Source organism: Mesorhizobium kowhaii (genome assembly GCF_003253745.1).
Lineage (GTDB): Bacteria > Pseudomonadota > Alphaproteobacteria > Rhizobiales > Rhizobiaceae > Mesorhizobium > Mesorhizobium kowhaii.
Genome location: NZ_MZXV01000057.1, coordinates 1 through 24,506, shown reverse-complemented (window position 1 = coordinate 24,506; position 24,506 = coordinate 1). Strand labels below are relative to the sequence as shown.

Genomic DNA, 24,506 nt, shown 5'->3' with positions numbered 1-24,506 from the left:
TTGTATCTGTAGAGCTGCTTATTCCGCCGGTGCCTCGACGGCTTCGCGCGAGCGGCCGAGCGTGACCTTGGCAAGCGTGAAAGAGATCACCGCGCAGAGCGTGATGCCGGCCACCATCGGCAGCGGCGTGCCGTCGAAGAACACGCCGGCGACGCCCATGGCGATCGCGCCAATGGCGAAGTGCAGCGTGCCCATCAACGCCGAAGCCGTGCCGGCGATCTCGCCATGCTCTTCCATGGCCAGCACCGAGGTGGTCGGAATGACCAGACCGAGGAAGCCGTAGCCGACGAACAGCAGCGCCGCCATCACGTCGAGCCGGTCGATGCCTGTCGCCATCACCGCGAACAGCACCACCATCGTCGTCGCATAGCCGGTCACCGCGACGCGCACCACGCGCCGCAGCCCGAAGCGCTCGGCCAGCAGACCCGTCAGCTGCGACATGCCGATGAAGGCGACCGCGTTGATCGAGAAGAACACGCTGTAGACCGAAGGCGACAGCCCGTAATGGTCGATCAGGATGAACGACGAGCTCGACAGATAGACGAAGAAGCTCGCAATGCCGAAACCGGCGATCGCCACCAGACCGAGGAAGTTACGGTCACCCATCAGGAAGCGGTAACCGGAAAGCGCGGTTCCGAACGAGGAACCGGCGCGGTCTTCCACCGGCCGCGTCTCCTTGAGCGAGGTCGCCAAAAGAATGGTGGCAAGAACTGCAGCACCCGTCACCGTCCAGAACACGGCGCGCCAGCCGAAATTCTCGATGATCTGGCTGCCGGTCAGCGGCGCCAGGATCGGCGACACCGAAAACACCAGCATCAGCAGCGACATCAGCTTGGCAGCCTCATTGCCGGTGTGCAGGTCACGCACGATGGCGCGTGGAATGGCCATGCCGGCGCTGGCGCCGAGGCCCTGCAGAAAGCGGAAAGCGATCAGCCATTCGATGGTCGGCGCCATTGCCGAACCGATGCCGCCGACCATGAACAGCGCAAGGCCGCCATAGAGAGGCAGCTTGCGGCCGACCATGTCGGAGATCGGTCCGACGACGATCTGGCCAAACCCCATCGACAGGAAGAAGATCAACAGGCTCATCTGCACGGCAGCGGTGCCGGCGTGCAGATCGGCGCCGATCGAAGGTAGCGCGGGCAGATACATGTCGATGGCGAACGGGCCGATGGCGGACAACAGGCCAAGCACGACCGCGATGCGGAGGAATTTGGGACTCATGATAAAGGCTTCTTTCGAATCTGGTTGCCGCCGCAGGCCGGCGGGTAACCCAAGGACGTTCCATCCCCTGAAATTCCGACTCTTCGAGAGCGAATTCTCTTCGTCTCCCCGGAGCAAATCTCTTCGTGTTGTGTCCATAAATTTAGACACTCTTGTCTAATTCGTCAATCACCTCTATATAGATTTTTATGAAGCTGCATGTTTCTCCTGACACTTTCCCGCCACGCGGCCATGAGGCCAAGCGCATATCGATCGTCGATGCCGCCGCTGGGGTGTTCTGCCGTGAAGGTTTTGCCGGCGCCAACATCGACCTGATCGCCGCCGAAGCGGGTGTCTCGCGCCAGACCGTCTACAACCATCATGGCGACAAGGAAAAATTGTTCGTCGCCGTCGTGCGCGATCTGACCGAGCGCTGCAATACCGGCATTTTCGCCACCATTGCCACCTTCCCCGATCAGCCGAAGGACCTCGAAGCCGATCTGATCGGGTTTGCCGTGCGCTTGAACCAGAACTGCATCTGCAACCGCGATGGAAAATTCCTGCGCAAGCTGATCCAGACCGAAGGCGAGCGCTATCCCGAACTGTTTGCCGAATGGCGCGAACAGGGCCCGGGCCGGACATGGCCGGCAATCGCCGCCCGCTTCGCAAGGCTGGCCTATGGCGGTTACCTCGCGATCGAAGACCCCGACGTGGCGGCGCGTCAGTTCCTCGGCCTCGTCAATGCCGAATTGCAGACGACCTTCATGCTCGGCGGCACGCCGCGCGAGGACGAGGTGTTGCAATCGGCGACCAATGGCGTTCGTACCTTCCTGCGCGCCTTCGGCAAGCGCCGGTCCGCGACATCAGTGGAAAAGCAGGCCGCGCTGGCCAGCGCCTGAGCGATCAAATCGTTGGCAATAGTGCTCGCCTCAGTGCGGTGGCGATCTATATGCGGTTTACGCCGCCCTCAAGCTTGATTACAGCTATGCGGACGATTCAACGGAACCCGACCGCCACATGGCCGACGACCACATCCGCTACGACATTCTGGCCCAGGAGGCGTTGCGCGGCGTCATGCGCAAGGTCCTGGCCGAAGTCGCGCGCACCGGCCTCCCCGGCAACCATCATTTCTTCATCACATTCCTGACCGGCGCGCCGGGCGTGCGCGTGTCGTCGCGGCTGCGCGAGCGCTATCCCGAGCAGATGACCATCGTCATCCAGTTCCAGTATTGGGACCTGAAGGTGACCGACACCGGCTTCGAGGTCGGCCTGTCCTTCTCCGATGTGCCGGAGAAGCTCGAAATCCCATTCTCGGCCGTACGCGGCTTCTATGATCCGTCGGTTAATTTCGAGCTCGAATTCGACGTGAGGACGGACGGTGCGGCTGCCGAGGAACCAGCCGCTCAAGCCTCGCCCGAGCCGTTGACCATCGTCTCCGAGAAAAAGCCGAAGGCCGAGAAGAAGGCCGCCGCAGAGCCGGAAAAGAAGCCCGCTGCGGCCGACGCCGCCACCAAGGGCGCCGATGTGGTCTCGCTCGACGCCTTCCGCAAGAAATAATCCTCGCTTCGCGCCATGGCCGACATCGTCAATCTCCGCCAGGCCCGCAAGCAGAAGGCGCGGGACGAGAAGGTGCGCGTCGCAGAACAGAACCGGGCACTGCACGGCCGTTCCAAGGCCGAAAAGAAACGCGACCGCACAATCGCCGACAAGAGCGACAAATTCGTCGCCGGCCACCGCCGCGAACCCCTTGGCGACAACGACAGCCAGAGCATCGGACCGAAAAGTGCGCAGCGGTTTTCGGATGAATCCGATGCTTAGAGCAAAATGAGCGCTCTGCAATGAGCGCGGTCGAAAAGCGCTCGGTGACCATTCGCGGCCACCGCACCAGCTACTCGCTCGAAAAGCCCTTCTACGACGATCTCATCGCTATCGCGGCGACCAGAAAGCTGACGCTTGCCGCTCTTGTCGCCGAAGTCGACGAGACGCGGTCCCGCGACACCAACCTGTCTTCGGCTCTCCGGCTCTTTGTCCTGGAGTGGGCAAAGCGCGGCGCCGGCACCTGACCACCAGGGTTTATTTCCCGACACCCGAATCCTTTGGCTTCACCGCGGCGTCTCGGACATGAGCGCCCTGCAGGACGCAGGACAGCCAAAGGAACAAACGCGATGAAACACCATTTGATACGCTACAAGACGAAACCCGAGCTGGCCGACGAGAATGAGCGGCTGGTGAAGGCCGTGTTCCAGCAACTGCGTTCCAAATCGCCTGAAGGCGTTCGCTACATGACATGGCGGTCCGGCGACGGTACCTTTGTCCATCTGGTCGAAACGGAAACTGATGTCCATGCCGACCTCATCACCGGGCTTGCAGCATTCGAGGCCTTTCAGAGTGGCATCCGGGACCGCTGCATCGAACCTCCGCATCGCGAGGTGATGACCGTGGTGGGCAATTATCGGATGCTGGACGAGTAATCGCGGATAGAGGCGCATGAACATATCTGGCGAGACCCGCGAGCCGTTCGATCGCCTGTTCGGGGAATTGCGCCCCAAGCTGCACCGATACTGCGCCCGCATGACGGGCTCGGCCATCGACGGTGAGGACGTGCTGCAGGAAGCCCTGGCCAAGGCGTTCGAGGCTCTGCCCAACGCCGGCCCGATTGCAAATCCGGAGGGTTGGCTGTTCCGCATCGCCCACAATGCGGCGCTTGATTTCCTGCGCCGTCGCGTCCGTGAAAGGGCCTTTTCCGATGAGGATCCGGACATGATCGTCGACCCGGCCAACCCCACCGTCGACCGTCAGGCCGCGGCCGCCGGCCTGCACACCTTCATGCGCCTTCCCGTCGCTCAACGAAGCAGCATCATCATGATGGACGTCCTGGGTTACTCGCTGCAGGAGATCAGCAGCATGCTCGACACCGGCATCCCGGCCATCAAGGCGGCGCTGCATCGTGGCCGTGGCCGCCTGCGCCAGATCGCCGATGAACCCGAGGATCGCCCTTCCCCCAGGCTGAGTGCGTCCGAACGCCTGCTCCTCGACGCCTACATCGATCGCTTCAACGCCCGCGATTTCGACGCGGTGCGCGACATGCTGGCGGACGAGGTGCGGCTGGAGCTGGTGGCCAGGGGGCGGCTGAATGGTCGCAAGCAAGTGGGCACCTACTTCCACAATTATTCAAGGGTCCAGGATTGGCGTTTCGTGCCGGGTTTCGTCGAAGGCAAGCCGGCAGTCCTAGTCTGCGATCCCGGCAATCCGGCGGCGCGGCCTTCCTACTTTGTGCTGCTGGGATGGCAGGAGGGCAGGCTTGCCGCCATTCGCGATTTTCGTCACGCTCGCTACGTCGCCGACAGCGCCGAGATGTCCCTTCTTTGAATCGATTGCCCCTTCGGATTGAGCGACAGGAAGGTGTCCCCTACTGCCCTACTGCCCTACTGCCCTACTGCCCTACTGCCCTACTGCCCTACTGCCCTACTGCCCTACTGCAACGACCTCAGCAGATTGTCGATGGTGAACGGATTGGACTTCGGCTTGGCCGGCGGCGGATTGTCGTTGGCCTCCGGCAGCGGCGCACGCTCCACATTCGGAGCCTGCTGCGCGGCCTTGCGTTCGGCCTCGAGCCTTGCCTTTTCCTGCGAAGCGATACGCATCGCTTCTTCCGCCTTCCGCCGCTCCTGCTCGTCGGCTTGCGCCTTGGCCGCCTCGTCGGCAGCCTGCTGCTCGGCCGCAGCCTTGGCATCGGCATCGGCCTTGGCATCCGCGTCCGCCTTGGCTTGCGCTTCGGCATCGGCTTTCGCCTTTGCGTCCGCTTCAGCCTGGGCCTGCGCGTCCGCTTCGGCCTTTGCCCTGGCATCGGCCTCGGCTTTCAGGCGCGCTGCTTCCTCCTGCTTGCGCAATTCCTCGGCCGCCTTGTCGCGTTCGTCCTGCAGCGCCGCGTAGTAGCGCACCTCGCGCCGCAGCCGCTGCTTTTCGAGCAGCGCCGCCTGCATCGCCTCGACGCGCTGCTGTTCCCGTTCCAGCGCGCGCTGGGTCAGGAACTGCGCCAGCGGCTCGCTGTCGAACTGCCGTTTCACGGCGCCGAACGGCCCCTCGGCGGTGAAATTCATCACCGGGTCGGAGCCGACCAGCGCCTCATCGCCGGGCCGATAGGTGATCGCGCCCTTGGCGGAAACCATGGCTGCGTTGAGGTCGGCCGTGATGTCGGCGGACAAGGTCGCCGCCGGATTCTCCAGGCTGATCGGTGGTGCCCTGAGCATACCGCCGGCAATCGTGAAGGCGATGTCGGTATCCTTGGCGGCAAAACTGCCATCGGCGGCGATCTGCGGCGCGAAGCCGGCGGTCTTGGCCGCATCGATGTCGCGCCCGATCGCATCCGCCTTGGTGAGAAACGCGTTGAACGCATCGGGATTGACGCCGGCGACCTGCAAGCCTTTCAGCGTCGCCGTGCCGGAGCCGGACAGCTCGGCCACCATCGCATCGACCGACTTACCGCTGGTCGACAGCGCCGTCGAGAAATCGCCTTTGCCGCTGATGCCGGCATTCGGCAGCACGGTCGCCAGATCGGCGCCCGCCAGTTTCATCTGGCCGGTGAAAAGTCCGGTGCCGTCATTGTTCTTCAGTTCGAACAGCCCGGTCAGCGCACCATTGAGGAATTTCGCCTTGAGATCCGAAACCCGGATGCCTTCCTGGTCGAGCTTGAGCGAAAAGCCGGCGTCATAGGCGGTGGCGAACGGGCCGGCGGCGAGTGCCGCCGTCGTCAGGTCGAGGTCGGCGGTGAACGGCAGGCTGGATTTCTGGCTGAACGGAGCGGCCGGCCAGCCACCATTCTTGTCGCTGAGGAAAGCGGAATCGCCGAACAATGCCACCGCCATCGGGTCGAGATCGAGTTCGTCGAGCGCCAGCGCGCCGGCCAGATGCGGCACGCCGTCCTTGACATCGACATTGACGTCGCCGGACACCGCCGCCTCGTTGAGGGCGCCGCTGAGGTCGCCCAGCACCAGCAGGCCGTTACCATAGTCGCCCTGCGCCGTGAGCGACGCCGACATGCCGGCGCCCATGCCCGGCAGGCCGATGCCGGTCGTCATCAGCCATGGCTCGATGTCGGCGGCATCGAGGCTGACCTTGCCTTTGGCGGTAGCCCCTTGCGGCGTGTCTGCAACGGTTCCTTCGAAATCGGCCTTGAAGTCGTTGCCGGCAAGGCTGAAAGTCGTCGCCAGGCCGCCGCCAAACGTGCCCTTGGCCTGAACGTCCGTGCTTGCCTCGCCCAGCATGCCGAGCGGCAGCGCCGGCAGGCCGTAGAGCGCCAGCAGTGCGGTGGCGTCAGGGTTCTTGGCGTTGAAGGTCAGCGTCACCGGGGCTTCGAGAAGCTTGTCCACCGCCCCCTTCCCCGACAGCGACGCCGAAAAGGCCGAGCCGCCGGCCTTGCCTTGTCCGCTCACCGCCAGCCCCGTGGTGCCGTCGCCATTGTCGGCAGCACTCGCCACAAGGTCGACGCGCGCGTCCTGGAACAGCTCGGGATAGGCCGCTGCACGGCTCGCCAGTCCCTTCAGCACGGAATTGTCGGGATAGTGCTGGGCGGCGACGTCGATCAGCGGCTTCAGATCGACGGCAACCACCGAAGCGTCGAGCTTGCCGGTCGGGCTCACTGGGAAATCCTTGATCCGTCCGGTGGCGCTGATCGAGGCGCCGGCCAGCCCGCCCAACGACAACCGGTCGATTTCGAGCAGCCCGTCGCGCAGCCTGAGCGCCGTGTCGACCGTGTCGGCGGTCAGGCCGCCGGCGCTGACCGGCCCGGCCTTGATCTGGAAATCGAGGGCGCGGTCGGCAAAGCGGTTGGCGCCCTTGTCGCTGACGAAGATCGAGGCGAAGGCCGCCAGCCCGTCGACATCGAGCTCGCCGCCTTCGAGCCGCATCAGCACCGACGGTTTGGCGTCGTCGGGCTGGCTGGAATCGATGCGGCCGGAAAACTTCGCCTTGCCAAGGATCAGTTCGAGATCGCTGAAGGCCTGGCGCTTTTCCGAGAGATCGACCTTGGCCTTGAAGCCGGCGGCGGGCAGACGGCGGATCGCCTCATCGACATCCTTCGACAGCCAGGCGGCAAAGCCGGACGGTTGCGCAACGGCGAGCAGCAGCGAGCCGGTGAAGCCGAAATGATCCTCGACGCTGAGCATGCCATTGGCTTCCAGCGTGGTGCGGCCCGGCAGTGTCGCGGCGAGCGATTTCACCAACCAGCCGCCATCGGTCGGCTCGGCGGAAAGATGGACGTCGCGCACCGTGGTGTCGCCGGCGACCACCGCCGGCAGCTTGACCTCGACGGTGCCGGGTATGGTCGGTTTCGGCAGCTCGTGCAGCGCTTGCTCGAGCGCCGCGATGCGCTGATCGAGCGTCGCGCCGGCGCCGGCCTCGGCGCCCACCGCCTCGTCGAACTGCACCTGCGCGCCACTGGCTTCGATGGCGAAGCTCGGCTTCAGACCCAGATCGACCGAGGCCTTGCCATCGGCGGTGTAGGGATTGTCGAGCGGTCCGGTCTCGAAGCGGAATTCGTCGACACCCAGCTTCTGGTGGTCGAGGGAAAACTTGCCATTCAGCCGAAAGCCCGGATCGGGCTTGCCGGCCGAGACCTTCACCGTCTCGCCATCGGTGCCGCGCAGCGCGGCGCTGTTCTTGTCGGCACCGGAAATCTTGAACTGGCCGGAATAGACGGCTGCACCGTTGACGATGCCGGCATTGCCGTCGGTCTCGATGACCAGCGGATAGGCATCGGGATCGGCCTTCAGCCGAAGCCGCATCTGCCCATTGCCTTCGGCCTTGCCGGTGGAGGCATCGACCGTGGTGCGAAGACCGTCGAGCCGCAGCGTGCCGTCCATGCGCCACGGGCCGGCCAGCGACTTGGCCGAGATGGTCGAATTGATCTCGGAGATGAGATGGCTGCGCCCGCCGGCGGCATGGCGCAGTTCGATCTGCCCTTCCGTCACCGTCAGCTTTTCGATCGAGATCTGGTTGAGGTCGAAGGGCGAGGACGGCCGCATCGCCCAGTCGACCGTGCCGTTGTTGGCAATATCGATGGTCGCTTTCGGCCGCACCAGCCGCATGTCGAAGATCAGCACCTCGCCGCGCAGGAAGGGCGCCAGCTCCGCATCCATCGAGAACGTCTCGACGGTCATGGCCGGCTGGCCATTCGGGCCACCGGCGACGGCGACATTGGAAAAGGTCACCGAGGGGAACGGCAACAGCCGCGCCGTGGCATCTCCCTGCACGGTCACCTTGCGGCCGAGAATGGCGCTGGCCTCGCGCTCGAATTCAGCGCGGTAGCCGGTCCAGTCGACAAAATACGGCACCACCAGCGCCGCACACAGCACCAGCACAAACAGGCCACCAAAAATCACGAACAGGCGTGCGAGCATCAGCTCCGAACGGGTTGATTGAAATTCTGCCGCACTCTACCTGCATCCGCGTGTCGATAAAGAGGCAATTCATCCAGTGTTGCGCGATGTCGGACGATCTGAACCAAATCCTGGAAAAGCGGAGATTTTCGGATGTCAGGGAAGAACTGGGACCGCGTGCCGATCGATGCACAGAGCGTCGACGCTCCACTGTCGTTGTCGGCGGTCTTTCTTGTTGTCACCGTCGCCAGCGAGCAGAGCGCGCTCGCCAAGGTCGCCGCCGTGCTCGGCGGGCTCGACGATCTCGTCAAGACTGTCGGATTCCGCGACCTTTCCGGCCGCCTGTCGTGTATTGCCGGCATTGGCCGCGAGCTCTGGGATCGTCTCTCTCCGAACCGGCGACCGCTGGAACTGAAACCGTTTGCGCCGATCAAGGGCGCGGTTCATTCGGCGCCGTCGACAGCGGGCGACCTTCTCTTCTATATCCGGTCCGAACGGCCCGACATGTGCTTCGAGTTCGAACGCATTCTGCTCGACAGTCTCGGTGACGGCGTGACGGTCGTCGACGAGGTCTCGGGGTTTCGCTATTTCGATGCGCGTGACCTGCTCGGCTTTGTCGACGGCACGGCCAACCCGACCGGCCTCGATCTGCCCGCCTCGGCGCTGGTTGGCGACGAGGATGCCGACTTCGCCGGTGGCAGCTATGTCGTCGTCCAGAAATATCTGCACGATCTCAATGCGTGGGCGCGAACACCAACGCCCCTCCAGGAAGAGATCATCGGCCGCACCAAGATCGACAACATCGAAATCGACGACGACGACGCGCCGCGCAAATCGCACAAGTCGCTGGCCACCATCGAGGATGCCGATGGCAACGAATACGACATCCTGCGCGACAACATGCCCTTCGGCCAGCCGGGGCGACGGGAGTTCGGAACCTATTTTATCGGCTATTCCCGTTATCTCTGGGTGATCGAGAAGATGCTGCAGCGAATGTACATCGGTGACCCGCCGGGCGCTTACGACCGTCTGCTCGATTTCTCCACGCCGCACAGCGGCACGACGTTCTTCGCGCCAACCCGCCCCATGCTGCAAACACTCGTCGAAAGCGCTCAGGAGAAGCCTGCCGCCGCACGGTAGGCCGGCGTCCTCGACGGTTTCAGCCCGCGATCACCGGGAACTTCAGCGTGCGTCGCGCTTTGCTTGCGCCACTTTGGCCGCCTTGCGCTGCCGGCCGAGTTCCATCGGCCGGACCAGGTCCGGCGCCCTCTGGTTTGCGACCGACCGCATGCCCTTGCGCGCGGTGCGCGAGTTGAAAGCAGGGCTGTCCGACGCGGCACCTTGTTTCATGACAAATGCCTTGCGCGCATTTTCGATCAGCGAAACGCTCGCCGTCAGCTGCCGGCGCCGCTCGGCTTCGCCATTCAGCCGCCGCATCGCCATGGCCAGCACCGCGAGCTTCAGCTGCGAGCCGCCATCAGCTTTCGAGGCGACAGCCCCTTTTGGCGCGCCCTTGCCGCGGATTTCACGGCGACGGCGATGCGCTTCGGCCTGCGCCTTGTCACGCCGCTCCCGCAACAGCTTGACCAGACCGGCAAGGTCGGCGTCGGAAAGGTCCTGCACCTCTGGATGGTGCGATTTTTCCACCAGATCATGTTCGTCAGCGCTCAGCGCGCGCGCCTCTTCCTTGCGTGAAATCGCCATGAACTTTCTCCTCCGCTAGCGCCTGTCTGTTTCAGGCCTCGCTGCGCGGCGCGAGTCTCGGTCCGAATGGTGGCATGGTCAAGACGAGCCGCCTGCGAACTGACGTCGGGGACCGGCCTAGTTTCCAGGCAATATCTTGCCGGGGTTCATGATATCAAGCGGATCGAGCGCCTGCTTGATGGTGCGCATGATGTCGACGCCGTGGCCGAGCTCGTGGCGCAGGAAGCCGATCTTGCCCTGGCCGATGCCGTGCTCGCCGGTGCAGGTGCCATCCATCGCGATCGCCCGCATGTTGAGCCGCGCGACGAATTTTTCCGACAGCGCGATCTCCTTCGGATCGTTCACGTCCATCAGCACCAGCACGTGGAAATTGCCGTCGCCGGCATGGCCGACGATCGGCGCGATCAGCCCCATTTCGGCGATATCGGCTTCGGTTTCCATGACGCATTCGGCAAAGCGCGAGATCGGCACGCAGACATCGGTCGACAGCCCCTTGGCGCCCGGCCGCAGCGTCAGCGACGACCAGTAGGCGTCGTGCCTCGCCTTCCACAGTTTCGTCCGCTCCTCGGCGACGCTGGTCCACAGGAACGGCCCGCCGCCATTCTCCTCGGCAATCATACCGAAGGTCTCGGCCTGCTCGGCAACGCCGGCATCGCTGCCGTGGAATTCGACGAACAGGCACGGGCTCTCGGGATAATCGAGTTTCGAATAGTTCTTCATCGCCCGCATCTGCAGCGCGTTGACCAGTTCGATGCGCGCCACCGGAATGCCCATCTGGATCGTCGCGATGACCGCGTTGCAGGCCGCCTCGACGCTGGGAAACGGGCAGACGCCGCCGGAGATCGCTTGCGGAATGCCTTGCAGCTTCAACGTCAGCGACGTGATGATGCCGAGCGTGCCTTCAGAGCCGATCAGCAATCGCGTCAAATCGTAGCCGGCCGAGCTCTTTTTCGCGCGCTTGCCGGTCGTCACCGTCTCGCCGTCGGCCATCACGGCGGTCAGCGACAGCACGTTCTCGCGCATCGTGCCATAGCGTACCGCATTGGTGCCGGACGCCCGCGTCGCCGCCATGCCGCCGAGCGAGGCATTGGCGCCCGGATCGATCGGAAAGAACAGGCCGGTGTCGCGCAGATGCCGGTTCAAATCCTCGCGGGTGACGCCGGGTTCGACCGTGCAGTCGAGATCCTGCGGATTGACCGCCAGGATGCGGTTCATCCGCGAGGTGTCGACCGAGATGCCGCCGCCCGGTGCATTGGTGTGGCCTTCCAGCGATGAGCCGACGCCGAAGGCGATCATCGGCACGCGGTGCGCAGCGCAGGCACGCACGATCTCCTGCACCTCGGCCGTCGTCTCCGGGAAGGCGACGCCATCCGGCGCCTGCGTCGGGATATAGGTGGTGGTGTGCGCGTGCTGCGAGCGGATGGCCTGGCCGGTCTGGAAGCGCTCGCCCAGCCGCTGCTTGAGGATGCCGAGCACCGCCGCGATGCCTTCCTCGTTGCGTTCGACCGGATTGAGGTCGCTCAGGGCCATGAATTCCTCCGCGAATGGACCAGCGCCCACCCCTGTTATGCATCTATGGATGATGCCCACGGCAATTCCAGTGTGAAGCGATTTTCCGCCCGGAATTGCGTCAAACAAAGAGATAGAGCGGTTCGGCGTTTCCGAGAAACGATGAACCGATCTAGTCTCACCGGCCACGCTCTGTCCAGACCAGCCCGCTGTGTCCCAGCACCAGAACAAGGAAGTTTCGATGCCCATCCCCGCCCCCTTCGTCTCCCAACCCATGGACATCGAGAAGGACTGGATCGATTACAACGGCCATCTCAACATGGCCTATTACAACGTGCTATTCGACCGCTGCTCGGACGACGCCTTCGAGGCGATGGGCATGGGGCCGAACTACGCCAGGGACCGCCGCCTCACCATCTACACGGCGGAAGTCCATGTCTGCTACGTGCAGGAGCTGCATCTCGAGCACAAGGTCACGGTCACCTTCCAGCTGATCGACCATGACGACAAGCGGCTGCGGGTCTACCAGGAAATCCGCCACGTCGATGGCTGGCTCGCCGCCACCTCCGAATCGCTTTCGCTGCATGTCGACATGTCCGGGCCGAAGGTGGCGCCCTTCCCCGCCGATGTGCTTGCCAAGGTCGAAGCCATGCGCGCCGCCCATTCGGCACTGCCGATGCCGGAGCGCGCCGGCCGTTCGATCGGGATTCGTCGCAAGACCGCTTGAAGCGACTCGGCGCCCGCGTTAACCTTACTGAGGATTTAACGGGAACAAGCCAATTGGGCCATTGAACGACTCAGCGGAGCGGTCGAAAACGATCCTCATGGGTTGCGATACGGGCGGCGGGGCGAAGCCGGTTCGAGGGACGTGCATGAAAACCGACATCAAGGTCGAGGTGGACAGGCTGGCCGCCGATCTGCGCATCACCGACTATGATTTCTGGCGTTCGCTCAAGAACGTCAACAACGAGATCTTCCACATCGCCAACAACAACGAGCCGATCCCGTTCGACATGATCCGCTGGCGCGCCATTCTGAAGCAGGCGCGCATGAAGCGCGGCCACGCATAAAATCTTCGAACCGACATCCTCGCCCTCAAGTCGGGCGCTTCACCGCTCCCAGCGGCGAGCGCGCTACCACCGGTGACGACTGGATGATCGCAGTGTTGGTCATCGCATAGGGAATGATGCGGTCGATCACCCGTTCGAGCTCGGCCATCGAGCCGACATGCGCCAGCGCTATGAAACAGTCCTCGCCGGTCACCCGGTCGCATTGCGCGATCTCCGGCAGCTCGCGGATGATCTCGGCCACGACTGCCAGTTGCCCCGGCACCGGCCGGATGCGCAGCCATGCCGATAGCGGCAGGCCAAGGGCGGCAGGGTTCATCCTGACCGAATAGGCCTCGATCACGCCGCTCTCCTGCAGCCGCTTGACGCGCTCGGCGACACTCGGCGCCGACAGGCCGACCGAGCGTGCAAGCTCCGCCGTGCTGATGCGCGCGTCCTTTTCCAGCAGGCGCAGGATCTTCATATCCGCCGCATCGAGGTCGGCGCTTTCAGTTCGAAGGCGTTTCAAGGACATCTCCTTGCTTCCAGGCGAAAGATAGCCAGAGGAGCCGATCATCGCCCATATAAATCGACGAAACTGCCTGCGATACTGATCCAATGGATGATCAAACGCAAGCTCTCGCAGCAGGCCCTGCCCCTGCTGGCCCCGCCCTCGGCGGGCTGGCGACAAGACTGCCGCCGCATGTCTGGTTCGGCGTCAGCGCCATCTTCCATTATCTCGGGCCGGCCTTCGCCGTGCTGCTGTTCCCGCATGTCGGCGTGCTCGGCATGGCGTGGCTGCGCATCGCCACCGCCGCGCTGATCTTCGCGCCGCTGACCCGTCCATGGCGAACCTTCGCCCGCGCCGATCGCTCGACGCGGCTGCTGTTGCTGGCCTTCGGCGCCTGCCTGGCGGTGATGAACTGTTCGTTCTACCTGGCGCTCGACCGTTTGCCGATCTCGCTGGTGGCGGCAATCGAATTCGTCGGCACCATCGGCATCGCGCTGATCGGCCTCAGGAGCCCGCGCAATCTCGCCGCCCTTGCGGTTGCCGTCACCGGCACTTTGCTGCTCATCAACGTCAAGTGGTCGAGCGATCCCGTCGGGTTGTTCTGGGCCTTCCTCAACGGCGCGCTGTTCGTCGGCTATATCGTGCTCGGTCACCGCGTCGCCCGCGCAGGCGCAGGCGACGGCATCGCCGGCCTCGGTGCCGCCATGGCCATCGCCTTCATCGTCGTGCTTCCGGTCGGCCTCACCGACGCGCTGCCGGCCTTTTTTTCGCCGCCGCTGCTGCTCGCCGCCATCGGCGTCGGTATCTGCTCGTCGGTCATTCCCTACATCTGCGACCAGCTCGCCATGTCGCGGCTGCCGCGCGCGAGCTTTGCGCTGATGCTGTCGCTGCTGCCGGTCACCGCGACGCTGATCGGCGTCATCGTGCTGCGCCAGATTCCGAGCCTGACCGATTGCCTCGGCATTGCGCTGGTGGTCGCCGGCGTTGCCTTCCACAAGCCGGCGCCGGACTGATCCTGTTTGAGTCGAAAACGTTGGCTTCCGAGAACCGGAGCGGAGCGTACTTGCAGTACGTGAGCACGGAAGCCATCGTTTGCAGGCCGGCCTCACCTGAATACCAACACACCTACGCTAATTTCTCCTTGAGGAAAGCGATCGTCCTGCCCCAGGCGAGGTCGGCCGCCTTCTTGTCGTAGCGCGCCGCCGAGGTGTCGTTGTTGAAGGCGTGGTTGGCGCCTTCATAGACATAGACCGTGTATTCGACATGCGCCGCGTCGAGCTCCTTCTTGAAGGCGTCGATGCCGGCATTGGTGCGCTCGTCCAGCCCGGCATAGTGCAGCAGCAGCGCAGCCTTGATCTTCGACACATCGGCGGCCTTCGGCTGCATGCCGTAATAGGCGACGGAGGCGCTGAGATCGGGCGCGTTGACGGCTAACATATTTGCCGTACCACCGCCCCAGCAGAAGCCGACGGCGCCGACCTTGCCGTTGCCATCCTTTTCGGCCTTGAGGAAAGCGACTGTTGCCACGCCGTTGGCGACGGTCTGCGCGGAATCCAGTTTGGTGAACATGTCGCGCGCCTTGTCCTCGTCATCAGGCGTGCCGCCGAGCGGCGACAGGAAATCGGGGGCCAGCGCCACGAACCCTTCCAGCGCGACGCGACGCGCCACGTCGCGAATATGCGGGTTGAGCCCCCTGTTCTCGTGGATGACGATGACGGTGCCGAGCTTGCCAGACTGGTTCGCCGGCTTGACCAGATAGCCCTTCATCTCGCCACTGCTGCCGGCATATGTGATGTCCTCGCCCTTCACGCGTGGATCGTTGTCGGCGACGATTGCCGCCCGCGCCGAATTTGCCGCCAACAGCGGTGCGATCGCGGCCGCGGCAGCACCCGATCCGGCAAGCCGGGTCAGTTGCTCCATGAAGCGGCGGCGGTCGAGCGTCAGGTGGGTGTATTCGTCATAGGCGTCGATCATCGCCTGGGTGATGGCAGGTTTCGTCATGGGCGCGCTCCTTCGATCCCGGTGTCTCGACTTTGGTGTCGTTGCCGTTCGCAAGATAGGGGCGAGGCTCTCATCGTCCAGTCGCGGCTCAGTGACACCTCGTCCTCCCTCGCGATCGGCCTGGAGGCTTCCAACATCATCACATTTTGGTCATCGGCCACAAATCTTGATGGCGCTGCCACAATAGTGGGGGAAACTGATCGACGTCGGCCGCGCTTTGGCGCGGTCACGGTCCTGATCTGAAGGGCCCGATCTGAAAGGAACAGCGCCGATGACCATGCCCTCCCCAATCCTGGCAACCGCCTTCCTGGTTGCCGCGGCCGCCATTCTGGCGCTGCGTGCGACGATCGCTGCCGAAAGCCGGAGATCCATGGTCAAGGTCCGCATCCGCCAGCGCCATCCGGCAAACACGAAAACCCAGGGTTGAGATGAAGTCATGGACGTACAGGACATCGTGAACACTGTTTCGCAGAAGGCCGATCTCGACCAGGCAACGACGGAAAAGGTCGTCGGCACCATTTTCTCGGTGCTCGAGCACGAAGCGGAAGGCACCAGCGCCTCGTCGTTCTTCGCCAAGATCCCCGGCGCCGATGCCTTGGCCCAGAAATATGACGTCATGGCCGCCGCCTCGGCCGGCGGTGGCGGCTTGTTGTCCTCGCTGCAGGGCGCGCTTGGCGGCGTTCTCGGCGAAAAGGCCGGCGCGCTGGTCAACGGCGTTGCGGCGCTCAAGGCATCCGGCCTCGACATGGCGCAGATCCAGAAGGCGGGCGCGACGCTGATCCAGCAGGCCGAAGCCGCCGCCGGCCCCGACCTGACCAATGAGGTGCTCGGTTCGGTGCCCAGCCTGAAAAGCCATCTGGGGATCAGTTGAGGCGTCGATCCATCAAGACCCGTCCGAAGTAGCCTCCCCCTACTTCGGCAGCGCGTAGGCCATCACATAGTCGCCGGGCTTGGTGCCGACCGAGCCGTGGCCGCCGGCAACGATGACCACGAACTGGCGTCCGTCGGCGACCGTATAGGTCATCGGCGTCGATTGGCCGCCGGCCGGCAACCTGGCCCGCCAGAGCTGCCTGCCCGATGTCAGGTCGTAGGCGCGCAGGTAATCGTCGACCGCGGCACCCAGGAAGGCGACGCCGCCGGCGGTGATCATCGGCCCGCCAATGCCCGGCACGCCAACCTTGAGCGGCAGCGGCAGCGGCGTCATGTCGTAGACGGTGCCGTTGCGATGCTTGTAGGCGATGGTGCCGGTCCGCAGATCCGCGCCCGCGACATAGCCCCAGGGCGGCGCCTGGCACGGGATGCCAAGTGGCGACAGGAACGGTCCCAACACCACCGCATAGGGAGCGCCTTCATTGCGGTTCAGCCCCTGCTCGCTGCCCTTGGTGTTGTCGCCGGGCGGCGGCACGTCCGCGCGCGGGACAAGTCTCGACGTGAACGCCAGATAGGTCGGCATGCCGAACAGCACTTGCCGCACCGGATCGACCGCCACACCACCCCAGTTGAAGACGCCGAAATTGCCGGGATAGATCAGCGATCCCTGCACCGAAGGCGGCGTGTAACGGCCTTCATAGCGCAATTTGTGGAACGCGATCCGGCATGCCAGCTGATCGAACATGGTGATGCCCCACATGTCGGCATCGGTCAGCGGCTTCGGGTTGAAGGAGAGGTCCGACGCTGGCTGCGTTGGCGACGTGTGATCGCCTTCGACGGCGCCGCCGGGCGCCGGCACTTCCTTGACTGCAACCACCGGCTCGCCGGTGCGCCGGTCAAGCACATAGAGGTCGCCCTGCTTGGTCGGCCCGACCAGCGCCGGCACGACGGTACCGTCGGCCTTGGTGATGTCGATCAGGCTCGGCTGCGCCGGCACGTCCATGTCCCAAAGGTCGTGATGCACGGTCTGCCGCACCCAGCGCAACTGCCCGGTGTTGAGGTCGAGCGCGGTGATCGACGACGAGAACTTCTCGACATTGTCGCTGCGCCCGGCGCCGAGCTGATCCGGCGTCTGGTTGCCGAGCGGCACGTAGAGCAGCCCGAGCTTCTCGTCGGCGCTCGGCGTCGACCACATGTTGGGCGAGTTGGCGGTATAGGTCTGGCCAGGCGCCAGCGGCGTCGTCTGGTCCGGGTTGCCGGAATCCCAGTTCCACACCAGAGCGCCGGTGTTGACATCATAGGCGCGGATGACGCCGGACGGCTCCTGCGTCGAATAATTATCGTTGACCGCGCCACCGACGATGATCTTGCTGCCTGATATCAGCGGCGCCGAGGTCGAGTAGTAATAGCCCGACTTCGGATAGGGCATGTTGGTCAACAGGTTCAGCGTGCCGCCCTCGGCGAAGGCGGGACACACCTGCCCATTGGCGGCGTCGAGCGCGATCAGCCGCGCATCCGAGGTCGGCAGGTAGACGCGTGCCGCACAGGGCTGGCCGGCAGTGCCGGCAGCATCGGCATAATAGGACACGCCGCGGCAGGTCTGGTGCTGGCGGTCCTTGTCGAGCTTGATCTTGGGATCGTAGCGCCATTTCTCCTTGCCGCTCGCCGCATCGACCGCGATGGCGAAATTGTGCGGCGTGCAGATGTAGAGCGTGTCGCCGATCTTCAGCGGCGTCACCTGATAGGTGGTCTCGCCGATGTCGTCCGGTCCCTTCACGTCGCCGGTGCGATAGGTCCACGCCGGCTGCAGCTTGGCGACATTGTCCGGCGTGATCTGGTCGAGCGGCGAGTAGCGTTGGCCAAACTGCGTGCGTCCGTAATAGTGCCACTCGCCGGCCGGAACATCGTTGCCAAGGTTGGCGTTGGGGATCACCTTGTCGGTATCGAGTTGGCCGGCGATGTCCTTGGGATCCGCCGTCATTGAATAACCAGCCACCGCCAGCGACGCCAGCACGGCCAGGATCAGCGGTGCGCGCGCGTCAGAGCCGGTAACCCCCCGCCTCGCCCACGGCGTCAGCAGCCACAGCGCAACCAGCACGATGATGCCGCCGCGCGGACCAAGTTCCCACCAGTCGAAGCCGGTTTCCCAGACCGCCCAGGCAAGCGTGCCGATCACGATCGCCGCATAGAGCCACAAAGCAGCCGACCTGCGCCGGTAGAGCAGCCAGGCGGCGATCAGGAAGGCGAGACCGGCGATAATATAGTACCAGCTGCCGCCCAGCGAAGCTAAGCGGATACCGCCGCCACCAAGCACCAGACCGATGAGGAAAAGGATGAGGGAGGTGATGGTGACAGCCAAGATGATACTCCTTCGACTGTTGCGCTTTGAGACGCTCCAAGGACAGCCCGACGCACCGTTCCTGCCCTGAGCACAACTTTCTCCCGCCTGCCCTGCCTGTCAAGCTGGCCACACGCCAAGGTGGCAATCCATCTTGCCTGCAGTCGGGTTTTCCAGCAGTCTCCATCATCTCTCCGCAGGAGCAAGCAAATGACGCCATTCGTTCCGCCGCTGACGCGCCTGGCATTCGCGCTCTGCTGCCTTGTCTCTCTCACCGTGGCCGCGCCTGCGCAGACGCTTCATGAGATCAACAATGCGAACGGCTTTCACGAGATGCTGGTGGCTATCGGCCCGGGTTTCATCACAGCCGTGAAATCGGCGCCGGAAACGCCGCCGCAAAAAGTTCAGGACGCCCTGGCGGCCGCCTTGGAAGGCGCCTTTGACGCGGACAAGATGGAAGCAGCCATCGAAACGCGAATGGCGGACAAACTGCCCGCCAAGGACCTGGCCGACCTGGCCTCGTTCTATGCGTCGCCCCTTGGCAAACAGGTTACGGCGCTGGAGATTCAGGCCTCCACTCCGGAAGAAAGGCAACGCAAGGCGATCGAAGGTCCCAAAATCCTGGGCGAACTTCCGTCCAGGGATCCGGCTCGGCTCGCACTCTACAAGAAGATCGTGGATGATCTCAGCGCTATCGACACCGGAGAAGCCGTAGCCTTGAACATGGGCTACGCAATGCTTTCCGAGATGCTGGGAGCGGCCGGAAAGGCCCTGCCCGACGACCAGATCATGGCCCTGCTGCGTCAGCGATCCGAAGGCCTTCGCCGTGACATCGAAACGGACGTCATGGACGCAACAGCCTACATCTACCGGGATTTGCCATTGGAGGATCTCAAGCTTTATGAGACCTTCCTGGTGTCACCCGCCGGCCGCCACTATTACGACCAGATGCAGGTCGCTCTCGGCGCCGTGATGACGGACGAAGCGCGCTCGTTCGGACATCGATTTTTCGTCGCCCTCGGTTACCGCAAGGCCTGAACCACCGTATCGGGCACTTTAGCGGAACAAAACGTAGACACTTCTGGCCTTTCGCCGCCGAATCACTACATTCGGGGGAGATGTCCGGCTTTTCCGAAGACATGCCCTTTTTCGACGAACCCAATGCGCGGCCCGCGGCCCCGTCGGGCATTGCCGCGCGCGCCATGGCTGCCCGCAGCCACAACAATGCGCCCGACTATCTGAAGGGGCTGAATCCCGAGCAGCGGCTGGCGGTGGAAACCACCGAGGGCCCGGTTCTGGTGCTCGCCGGCGCCGGCACCGGCAAGACGCGTGTGCTCACCACCCGCATCGCCCACATCCTCGCCACCGGCAAGGCCTTCCCCTCGCAGATCCTCGCCGTCACCTTCACCAACAAGGCCGCGCGCGAGATGAAGCAGCGCATCGGCATCCTGATCGGCGAAGGCAATGTCGAAGGCATGCCGTGGCTCGGCACCTTCCACTCGATCGGCGTCAAGCTCTTACGCCGCCATGCCGAACTTGCCGGTTTGCGCTCCGACTTCACCATCCTCGACACCGACGATGTCGTGCGGCTGATCAAGCAGTTGATCCAGGCCGAGGGGCTGGACGACAAGCGCTGGCCGGCCAAGCAGTTCGCCCAGATGATCGACGGCTGGAAGAACAAGGGACAAGGCCCGGCCGATATCGCCGAGGGCGATGCCCGCGCCTTCGCCAACGGCAAGGGCCGCGAACTCTACAAGGCCTACCAGGCGCGGCTGCAAACGCTGAACGCCTGCGACTTCGGCGACCTTTTGTGCCATCCGATCCGCATCTTCCGTGCCAATCCGGATGTGCTGAAGGAATACCACAAGCGCTTCAGATACATCCTCGTCGACGAGTATCAGGACACCAACACCGCCCAATACATGTGGCTGCGCCTCTTGGCGCAGCGGCCTCAATCTCCAAGAAGCGGCTCTCCAGGCGGTCGCCCTCCCAGCGCGCCCAAATCAGCGGTTGCCGATAGGACAGAAGCGGGTCACTTCAGGCCGCCAGTTGCGGAAGACGAACCGCTAGAGCACAGTCCTGAATGGGATGCTTCGGCCGAAGGCCGCAAGGACGACCGTCCGTCCGAGCCGTTGCGAGGCCCGCGCGGAGGGCCCGCGCCGGCAGGCGCGGAACAGCCCGTGAGCGACAACAAAGTCAACATCTGCTGCGTCGGCGACGACGATCAATCCATCTATGGCTGGCGCGGCGCCGAGATCGACAACATCCTCCGCTTCGACAAGGACTTTCCCGGCGCCACCATCATCCGGCTGGAACGCAACTACCGCTCCACCGCGCATATCCTGGGTGCTGCCTCTCATCTCATCGCCCACAATGAGGGCCGCTTCGGCAAGACGCTGTTCACCGACCGCGACGAGCCCGAGGACGACAAGGTGCATGTCCACGCCGCCTGGGATTCCGAGGAGGAAGCCCGCGCCGTCGGCGAGACCATCGAGGCCTACCAGCGACAAAAGCATAACCTCAACGACATGGCCATCCTTGTCCGCGCCTCCTTCCAGATGCGCGAATTCGAAGACCGCTTCGTCACGCTCGGCCTCAACTACCGCGTCATCGGCGGCCCGCGTTTCTACGAACGCATGGAAATCCGCGATGCGCTGGCCTTCTTCCGCGTCGTCGCGCAAGGCGCCGACGACCTCGCCTTCGAGCGCATCGTCAACGTGCCGAAGCGCGGTCTGGGCGAAACCACCATCCGCCAGATCCACGACACGGCGCGCGCGCTCCGCGTGCCGATGCTGGAAGCCGCCGCCAAGCTCGCCGAGAGCGACGAGTTGAAGCCGAAGCCGCGCGCCTCACTGCGCGAAGTCGCCGCCAATTTCGAGCGCTGGCAGAAGGCGCTGGAAACCACGCCGCACACCGAACTCGCCGAGACCATCTTGGAAGAGAGCGGCTACACCGACATGTGGAAGAACGACCGCTCGGTCGAAGCGCCCGGCCGGCTGGAGAACCTCAAGGAGCTGATCCGCTCGATGGAGGAGTACGAGTCGCTGCGCTCCTTCCTCGAGCATGTCGCGCTGGTCATGGACGCCGAGCAGAATGCCGAGCTCGACGCCGTCAACATCATGACGCTGCATTCGGCCAAGGGCCTCGAATTCGAGACTGTCTTTCTGCCCGGCTGGGAGGAAGGCCTATTCCCGCACCAGCGCGCGCTCGATGAAGGCGGCCGCTCCGGGCTGGAGGAAGAGCGCCGGCTTGCCTATGTCGGCCTGACCCGCGCCAAGAAGAACCTGCATCTGTGGTTCGTCTCCAACCGCCGCATCCACGGCCTGTGGCAGTCGACCATCCCGTCGCGCTTTCTCGACGAACTGCCGGAAGCCCATGTCGAGGTCGCCGAAAGCGGCAACTCCTACGGCGGCTATGGCAATTCCTATGGCGGCGGTTCCTTTGCCTCCGGTCGCGGCGGCCGGCAAAACCCTTATGGCGCGTCGCGCTTCGACAATGTTGGCGCCGACACCGAAAAATCCGGCGCCTTCTCCAACACCTATGCGACACCGGGCTGGCAGCGTGCGCAAGCCAACCGCACCGAGGCGACCGACCGCAACTGGGGCTCGCGCTCCGGCCATCAGGTCGAGCGCATCGGCTATGGCGAGACCGACTCCGGCTACGGCGCTGGCCGCACCTCCGTCAAAGGCCGCACCATCGATGGCGAACTGGTCGCCAAATCCGTCGCCGACAAGCCGTCACCCTTCAGCGTCGGCGACCGCGTCTTCCACCAGAAATTCGGCAACGGCAACATTTCCGCCATCGAAGGCAACAAGCTGACCATCGACTTCGACAAGGCTGGCCAGAAACGCGTGCTGGACGGGTTCGTCGCGGCAGTGTGAGGACCCACCTGTCCGGTTGTCTTACAAGCGACTCGCCCGGCTGAAATCTCCACCCCTCACCGATACCGCGCCTGGTTCCATTTGTGGCCGAGCAGCGACAGGATGATGATCAGCCCGTTGAAGAACTGGACGTAGAAGCCGCTGAGGCCCGCCGCGACGACGCCGGTCTGGATGAACGACACGGTGACGGCGCCGATGGCGCCGCCGACCACGGTGCCGATGCCGCCCCAGGTCGGCGTGCCGCCGACGAACACCGATGCCAGCACCGGCAAGAGATAGCCGTCGCCGGCAGTCGGCCACCAGGTGAAGTTGATCATCACCGAGAAGGTGCCGGCGATCGCCGCCCCAATGCCGACGAAGACGAACACTTTCACTCGCACGCGCTTGACGTCGATGCCCATCTGCTGGGCGCTGTCGGGATTGTCGCCGACCACCCTCACCTGCGCGCCGAAGCGGTGGCGGTTGTAGAGCATCGCCGACAGCACGACGAAGGCTATGGCCCAGAATATCTGCACCGGGATGCCATAAACCTGGCTGGAGAAGATTTTGTAGGCCCAGCTGTCGGCAAGACCGGTCAGCGACATCGACTTGCCCTCGTTGATGATCTGGATCAGGCCGCGCAGCAGGAAGTTCATGCCAAGCGTGGCGATCAGCGACGACAGCCCGCCATAGACAACCAGCGAGCCGACCAGGAAGCCGAGCAGCATGCCGGTGACTAGTGCCGCGGCAATGCCGAGGAATGGATCGTAGCCGGCCTGCACGACCAGTGCGAAGACCCAGGAAGCAAAACCCATCGTCGCCGGGAACGACAGGTCGATCTCGCCGCAGGTGACGACGAAGACCAGCGGCACCACCACGAACAGCGCCACCGGCAGCGTGGTCAGCACCGAGCTGTAGAGATACCAGGTGGTGAAGACGGTCGGGTTGGCGACCATGAACACCGCCATCATGACGATGAACACGCCGAGCGTGCCGAGCGACGCGCGGTTGTCGAGGATGAAGCCGCGCAGCCATTGATCGGATGGGTGCTTCCACTCTTTCTGCGGGCGAGGAATGGCGGCGGACGGTTCGTGCAGATCGGGTTCCATGGTCTTGCTCATCGCACTGCCCCCTCGGCGTCGCCGGTGTCGTGCAACCCGGCCAACCCGCCGGGGTGCGCGACATCCTCCATGAAGTTGATGAGGTCTTCCGCCGACTTGATCTCGCTGCGGTCGGCCGTCAGCGCCACCTTGCCGCGATCGAGCACCACGAAGCGATCGGCGATGTCGAAGACATGATGGATGTTGTGGCCGATGAACAGGATCGAGCGGCCGCTCGCCCGCACCTGGCGCACGAAATGGAAGACCTTGGCGGTTTCGGTCAGCGACAGCGCCGTCGTCGGCTCGTCGAGGATGATCAGTTCCGCCTGCTTGTAGATGGCGCGTGCGATCGCCACGCCCTGGCGCTCGCCGCCCGACAACTGGCCGACGATCGACTGCGGCGTGAACACTTTCGAGGTGAAGCCGATCTCGCGCATCAGCCGGCTCGCCTCCTCGATTTCCTTGCTCACCTTCAGCCAGCCGAGGAAGCCGGTGAGTTCGCGGCCCATGAAGATGTTGCGCACGATGGTCTGCTGCACAGCCAGCGCCCGGTCCTGGAACACCGTCTCGATGCCGGCGTCGCGCGAACGTGCGGCACTCCATCCGGTCACCGGCTTGCCGCGCACGAGGATCTCGCCGCTGGTCGGCTTGACCACGCCGGAGAGGATCTTGATCAGCGTCGACTTGCCCGCGCCGTTGTCGCCGATCAGGCCGACCACCTCGCCGCGGTCGACGCTGAGATTGACTCCCCCCAGCGCATAGACCTGACCATAGGACTTGCTGATATCGCGCAGTTCGATGAGGCGTTCGGCCATGGCGATCCTCGCTTGGTTTGCCGATGATGTTGCCGGTCGGGATCGAGCCCGACCGGCATGCCGAGATTACAGATCAGCGCAGCGCCTGCTTGGCGAGTTCGGCAACAATCTCATAGTTCTCAGGCGTGACGAAGCCGGCGCCGGTGTCGACATTCATCGGCGCGAGACCCAGC

At 64.0% G+C, this 24,506-nt stretch carries 23 protein-coding genes; 14 read left to right on the top strand and 9 right to left on the bottom strand.

What is annotated here, in order from left to right:
* Positions 1 to 18: 18 nt before the first annotated feature.
* The gene (locus B5V02_RS27765) at positions 19 to 1,224 is read right to left on the bottom strand and encodes a multidrug effflux MFS transporter (RefSeq protein ID WP_111547258.1); all 1,206 of its coding nucleotides are present in this window, start codon (positions 1,222 to 1,224) and stop codon (positions 19 to 21) included.
* A gap of 188 nt (positions 1,225 to 1,412) precedes the next feature.
* Between B5V02_RS27765 and B5V02_RS27760 the strand changes: the two genes are divergently transcribed.
* The 6 genes from B5V02_RS27760 (at position 1,413) to B5V02_RS27735 (ending at position 4,572) form a co-directional block, all read left to right on the top strand.
* Positions 1,413 to 2,102, top strand: a complete 690-nt coding sequence (locus B5V02_RS27760; RefSeq protein WP_111547257.1) for a TetR/AcrR family transcriptional regulator — start codon at positions 1,413 to 1,415, stop codon at positions 2,100 to 2,102.
* Between the two features lie 118 nt (positions 2,103 to 2,220).
* A complete protein-coding gene (locus tag B5V02_RS27755) occupies positions 2,221 to 2,760 on the top strand; it encodes an SspB family protein (protein WP_111547256.1) in 540 nt (179 codons plus the stop codon).
* 15 nt (positions 2,761 to 2,775) lie between these two features.
* A complete protein-coding gene (locus B5V02_RS27750) occupies positions 2,776 to 3,021 on the top strand; it encodes a DUF4169 family protein (RefSeq protein WP_111547255.1) in 246 nt (81 codons plus the stop codon).
* 20 nt (positions 3,022 to 3,041) lie between these two features.
* A complete protein-coding gene (locus tag B5V02_RS27745) occupies positions 3,042 to 3,266 on the top strand; it encodes a ribbon-helix-helix domain-containing protein (RefSeq protein ID WP_111547254.1) in 225 nt (74 codons plus the stop codon).
* 102 nt (positions 3,267 to 3,368) lie between these two features.
* On the top strand, positions 3,369 to 3,674 hold the full coding sequence (locus B5V02_RS27740) for a hypothetical protein (RefSeq protein WP_111547253.1): 306 nt from the start codon (positions 3,369 to 3,371) through the stop codon (positions 3,672 to 3,674).
* Positions 3,675 to 3,690: 16 nt separating this feature from the next.
* Positions 3,691 to 4,572 (top strand): sigma-70 family RNA polymerase sigma factor, encoded by an 882-nt coding sequence (locus B5V02_RS27735; RefSeq protein ID WP_111547252.1) that lies wholly within the window; start codon positions 3,691 to 3,693, stop codon positions 4,570 to 4,572.
* A gap of 104 nt (positions 4,573 to 4,676) precedes the next feature.
* Here the strand turns inward: B5V02_RS27735 and B5V02_RS27730 are convergent, their stop codons facing one another.
* Positions 4,677 to 8,600 carry an AsmA family protein gene (locus tag B5V02_RS27730; RefSeq protein ID WP_111547251.1) on the bottom strand — a complete coding sequence of 1,308 codons (3,924 nt, stop codon included), beginning with the start codon at positions 8,598 to 8,600 and terminating at the stop codon, positions 4,677 to 4,679.
* A 132-nt stretch (positions 8,601 to 8,732) separates the two neighbouring features.
* On the opposite strand from B5V02_RS27730, the gene B5V02_RS27725 reads away from it, so the two are divergent.
* The gene (locus B5V02_RS27725) at positions 8,733 to 9,719 is read left to right on the top strand and encodes a Dyp-type peroxidase (protein WP_111547250.1); all 987 of its coding nucleotides are present in this window, start codon (positions 8,733 to 8,735) and stop codon (positions 9,717 to 9,719) included.
* A 42-nt stretch (positions 9,720 to 9,761) separates the two neighbouring features.
* Here the strand turns inward: B5V02_RS27725 and B5V02_RS27720 are convergent, their stop codons facing one another.
* Complete coding sequence (locus tag B5V02_RS27720; RefSeq protein ID WP_111547249.1) at positions 9,762 to 10,283, bottom strand: hypothetical protein; 522 nt, start codon at positions 10,281 to 10,283, stop codon at positions 9,762 to 9,764.
* 117 nt (positions 10,284 to 10,400) lie between these two features.
* Complete coding sequence (locus B5V02_RS27715; RefSeq protein ID WP_111547267.1) at positions 10,401 to 11,813, bottom strand: FAD-binding oxidoreductase; 1,413 nt, start codon at positions 11,811 to 11,813, stop codon at positions 10,401 to 10,403.
* 220 nt (positions 11,814 to 12,033) lie between these two features.
* Here B5V02_RS27715 and B5V02_RS27710 point away from each other — a divergent pair, with 220 nt between their 5' ends.
* Both B5V02_RS27710 and B5V02_RS27705 read left to right on the top strand, forming a co-directional pair.
* The gene (locus B5V02_RS27710; RefSeq protein WP_095087065.1) at positions 12,034 to 12,519 is read left to right on the top strand and encodes a thioesterase family protein; all 486 of its coding nucleotides are present in this window, start codon (positions 12,034 to 12,036) and stop codon (positions 12,517 to 12,519) included.
* 145 nt (positions 12,520 to 12,664) lie between these two features.
* A complete protein-coding gene (locus B5V02_RS27705) occupies positions 12,665 to 12,862 on the top strand; it encodes a hypothetical protein (RefSeq protein ID WP_111547248.1) in 198 nt (65 codons plus the stop codon).
* A gap of 25 nt (positions 12,863 to 12,887) precedes the next feature.
* Here the strand turns inward: B5V02_RS27705 and B5V02_RS27700 are convergent, their stop codons facing one another.
* Entirely contained in the window at positions 12,888 to 13,367 is a 480-nt protein-coding gene (locus tag B5V02_RS27700; protein ID WP_111547266.1) for an Lrp/AsnC family transcriptional regulator, read from the bottom strand.
* A gap of 89 nt (positions 13,368 to 13,456) precedes the next feature.
* Between B5V02_RS27700 and B5V02_RS27695 the strand changes: the two genes are divergently transcribed.
* Positions 13,457 to 14,362: an EamA family transporter gene (locus B5V02_RS27695; protein WP_111547247.1), complete on the top strand. Its 906-nt coding sequence runs from the start codon at positions 13,457 to 13,459 to the stop codon at positions 14,360 to 14,362.
* A 112-nt stretch (positions 14,363 to 14,474) separates the two neighbouring features.
* Here B5V02_RS27695 and B5V02_RS27690 read toward each other — a convergent pair whose 3' ends face one another.
* Positions 14,475 to 15,350 carry a dienelactone hydrolase family protein gene (locus B5V02_RS27690; protein ID WP_111547246.1) on the bottom strand — a complete coding sequence of 292 codons (876 nt, stop codon included), beginning with the start codon at positions 15,348 to 15,350 and terminating at the stop codon, positions 14,475 to 14,477.
* A gap of 271 nt (positions 15,351 to 15,621) precedes the next feature.
* Between B5V02_RS27690 and B5V02_RS40855 the strand changes: the two genes are divergently transcribed.
* On the top strand, positions 15,622 to 15,777 hold the full coding sequence (locus tag B5V02_RS40855; RefSeq protein ID WP_167458702.1) for a hypothetical protein: 156 nt from the start codon (positions 15,622 to 15,624) through the stop codon (positions 15,775 to 15,777).
* A 9-nt stretch (positions 15,778 to 15,786) separates the two neighbouring features.
* On the top strand, positions 15,787 to 16,221 hold the full coding sequence (locus B5V02_RS27685) for a hypothetical protein (RefSeq protein ID WP_111547245.1): 435 nt from the start codon (positions 15,787 to 15,789) through the stop codon (positions 16,219 to 16,221).
* A gap of 39 nt (positions 16,222 to 16,260) precedes the next feature.
* Here the strand turns inward: B5V02_RS27685 and B5V02_RS27680 are convergent, their stop codons facing one another.
* Entirely contained in the window at positions 16,261 to 18,579 is a 2,319-nt protein-coding gene (locus tag B5V02_RS27680) for a glucose/quinate/shikimate family membrane-bound PQQ-dependent dehydrogenase (protein ID WP_111547244.1), read from the bottom strand.
* A 120-nt stretch (positions 18,580 to 18,699) separates the two neighbouring features.
* On the opposite strand from B5V02_RS27680, the gene B5V02_RS27675 reads away from it, so the two are divergent.
* Both B5V02_RS27675 and B5V02_RS27670 read left to right on the top strand, forming a co-directional pair.
* A complete protein-coding gene (locus B5V02_RS27675) occupies positions 18,700 to 19,596 on the top strand; it encodes a DUF2059 domain-containing protein (protein WP_245446231.1) in 897 nt (298 codons plus the stop codon).
* Between the two features lie 80 nt (positions 19,597 to 19,676).
* On the top strand, positions 19,677 to 22,439 hold the full coding sequence (locus B5V02_RS27670) for an ATP-dependent helicase (protein WP_111547242.1): 2,763 nt from the start codon (positions 19,677 to 19,679) through the stop codon (positions 22,437 to 22,439).
* A 56-nt stretch (positions 22,440 to 22,495) separates the two neighbouring features.
* On the opposite strand, the gene B5V02_RS27665 is transcribed toward B5V02_RS27670, so the two are convergent.
* Together B5V02_RS27665 and B5V02_RS27660 are read right to left on the bottom strand one after the other, a co-directional pair.
* A complete protein-coding gene (locus B5V02_RS27665; protein WP_111547241.1) occupies positions 22,496 to 23,539 on the bottom strand; it encodes an ABC transporter permease in 1,044 nt (347 codons plus the stop codon).
* The gene (locus B5V02_RS27660) at positions 23,536 to 24,333 is read right to left on the bottom strand and encodes an ATP-binding cassette domain-containing protein (RefSeq protein WP_111547240.1); all 798 of its coding nucleotides are present in this window, start codon (positions 24,331 to 24,333) and stop codon (positions 23,536 to 23,538) included. The genes B5V02_RS27665 and B5V02_RS27660 overlap by 4 nt, the downstream gene beginning before the upstream one ends.
* Between the last annotated feature and the right edge of the window lie 173 nt (positions 24,334 to 24,506).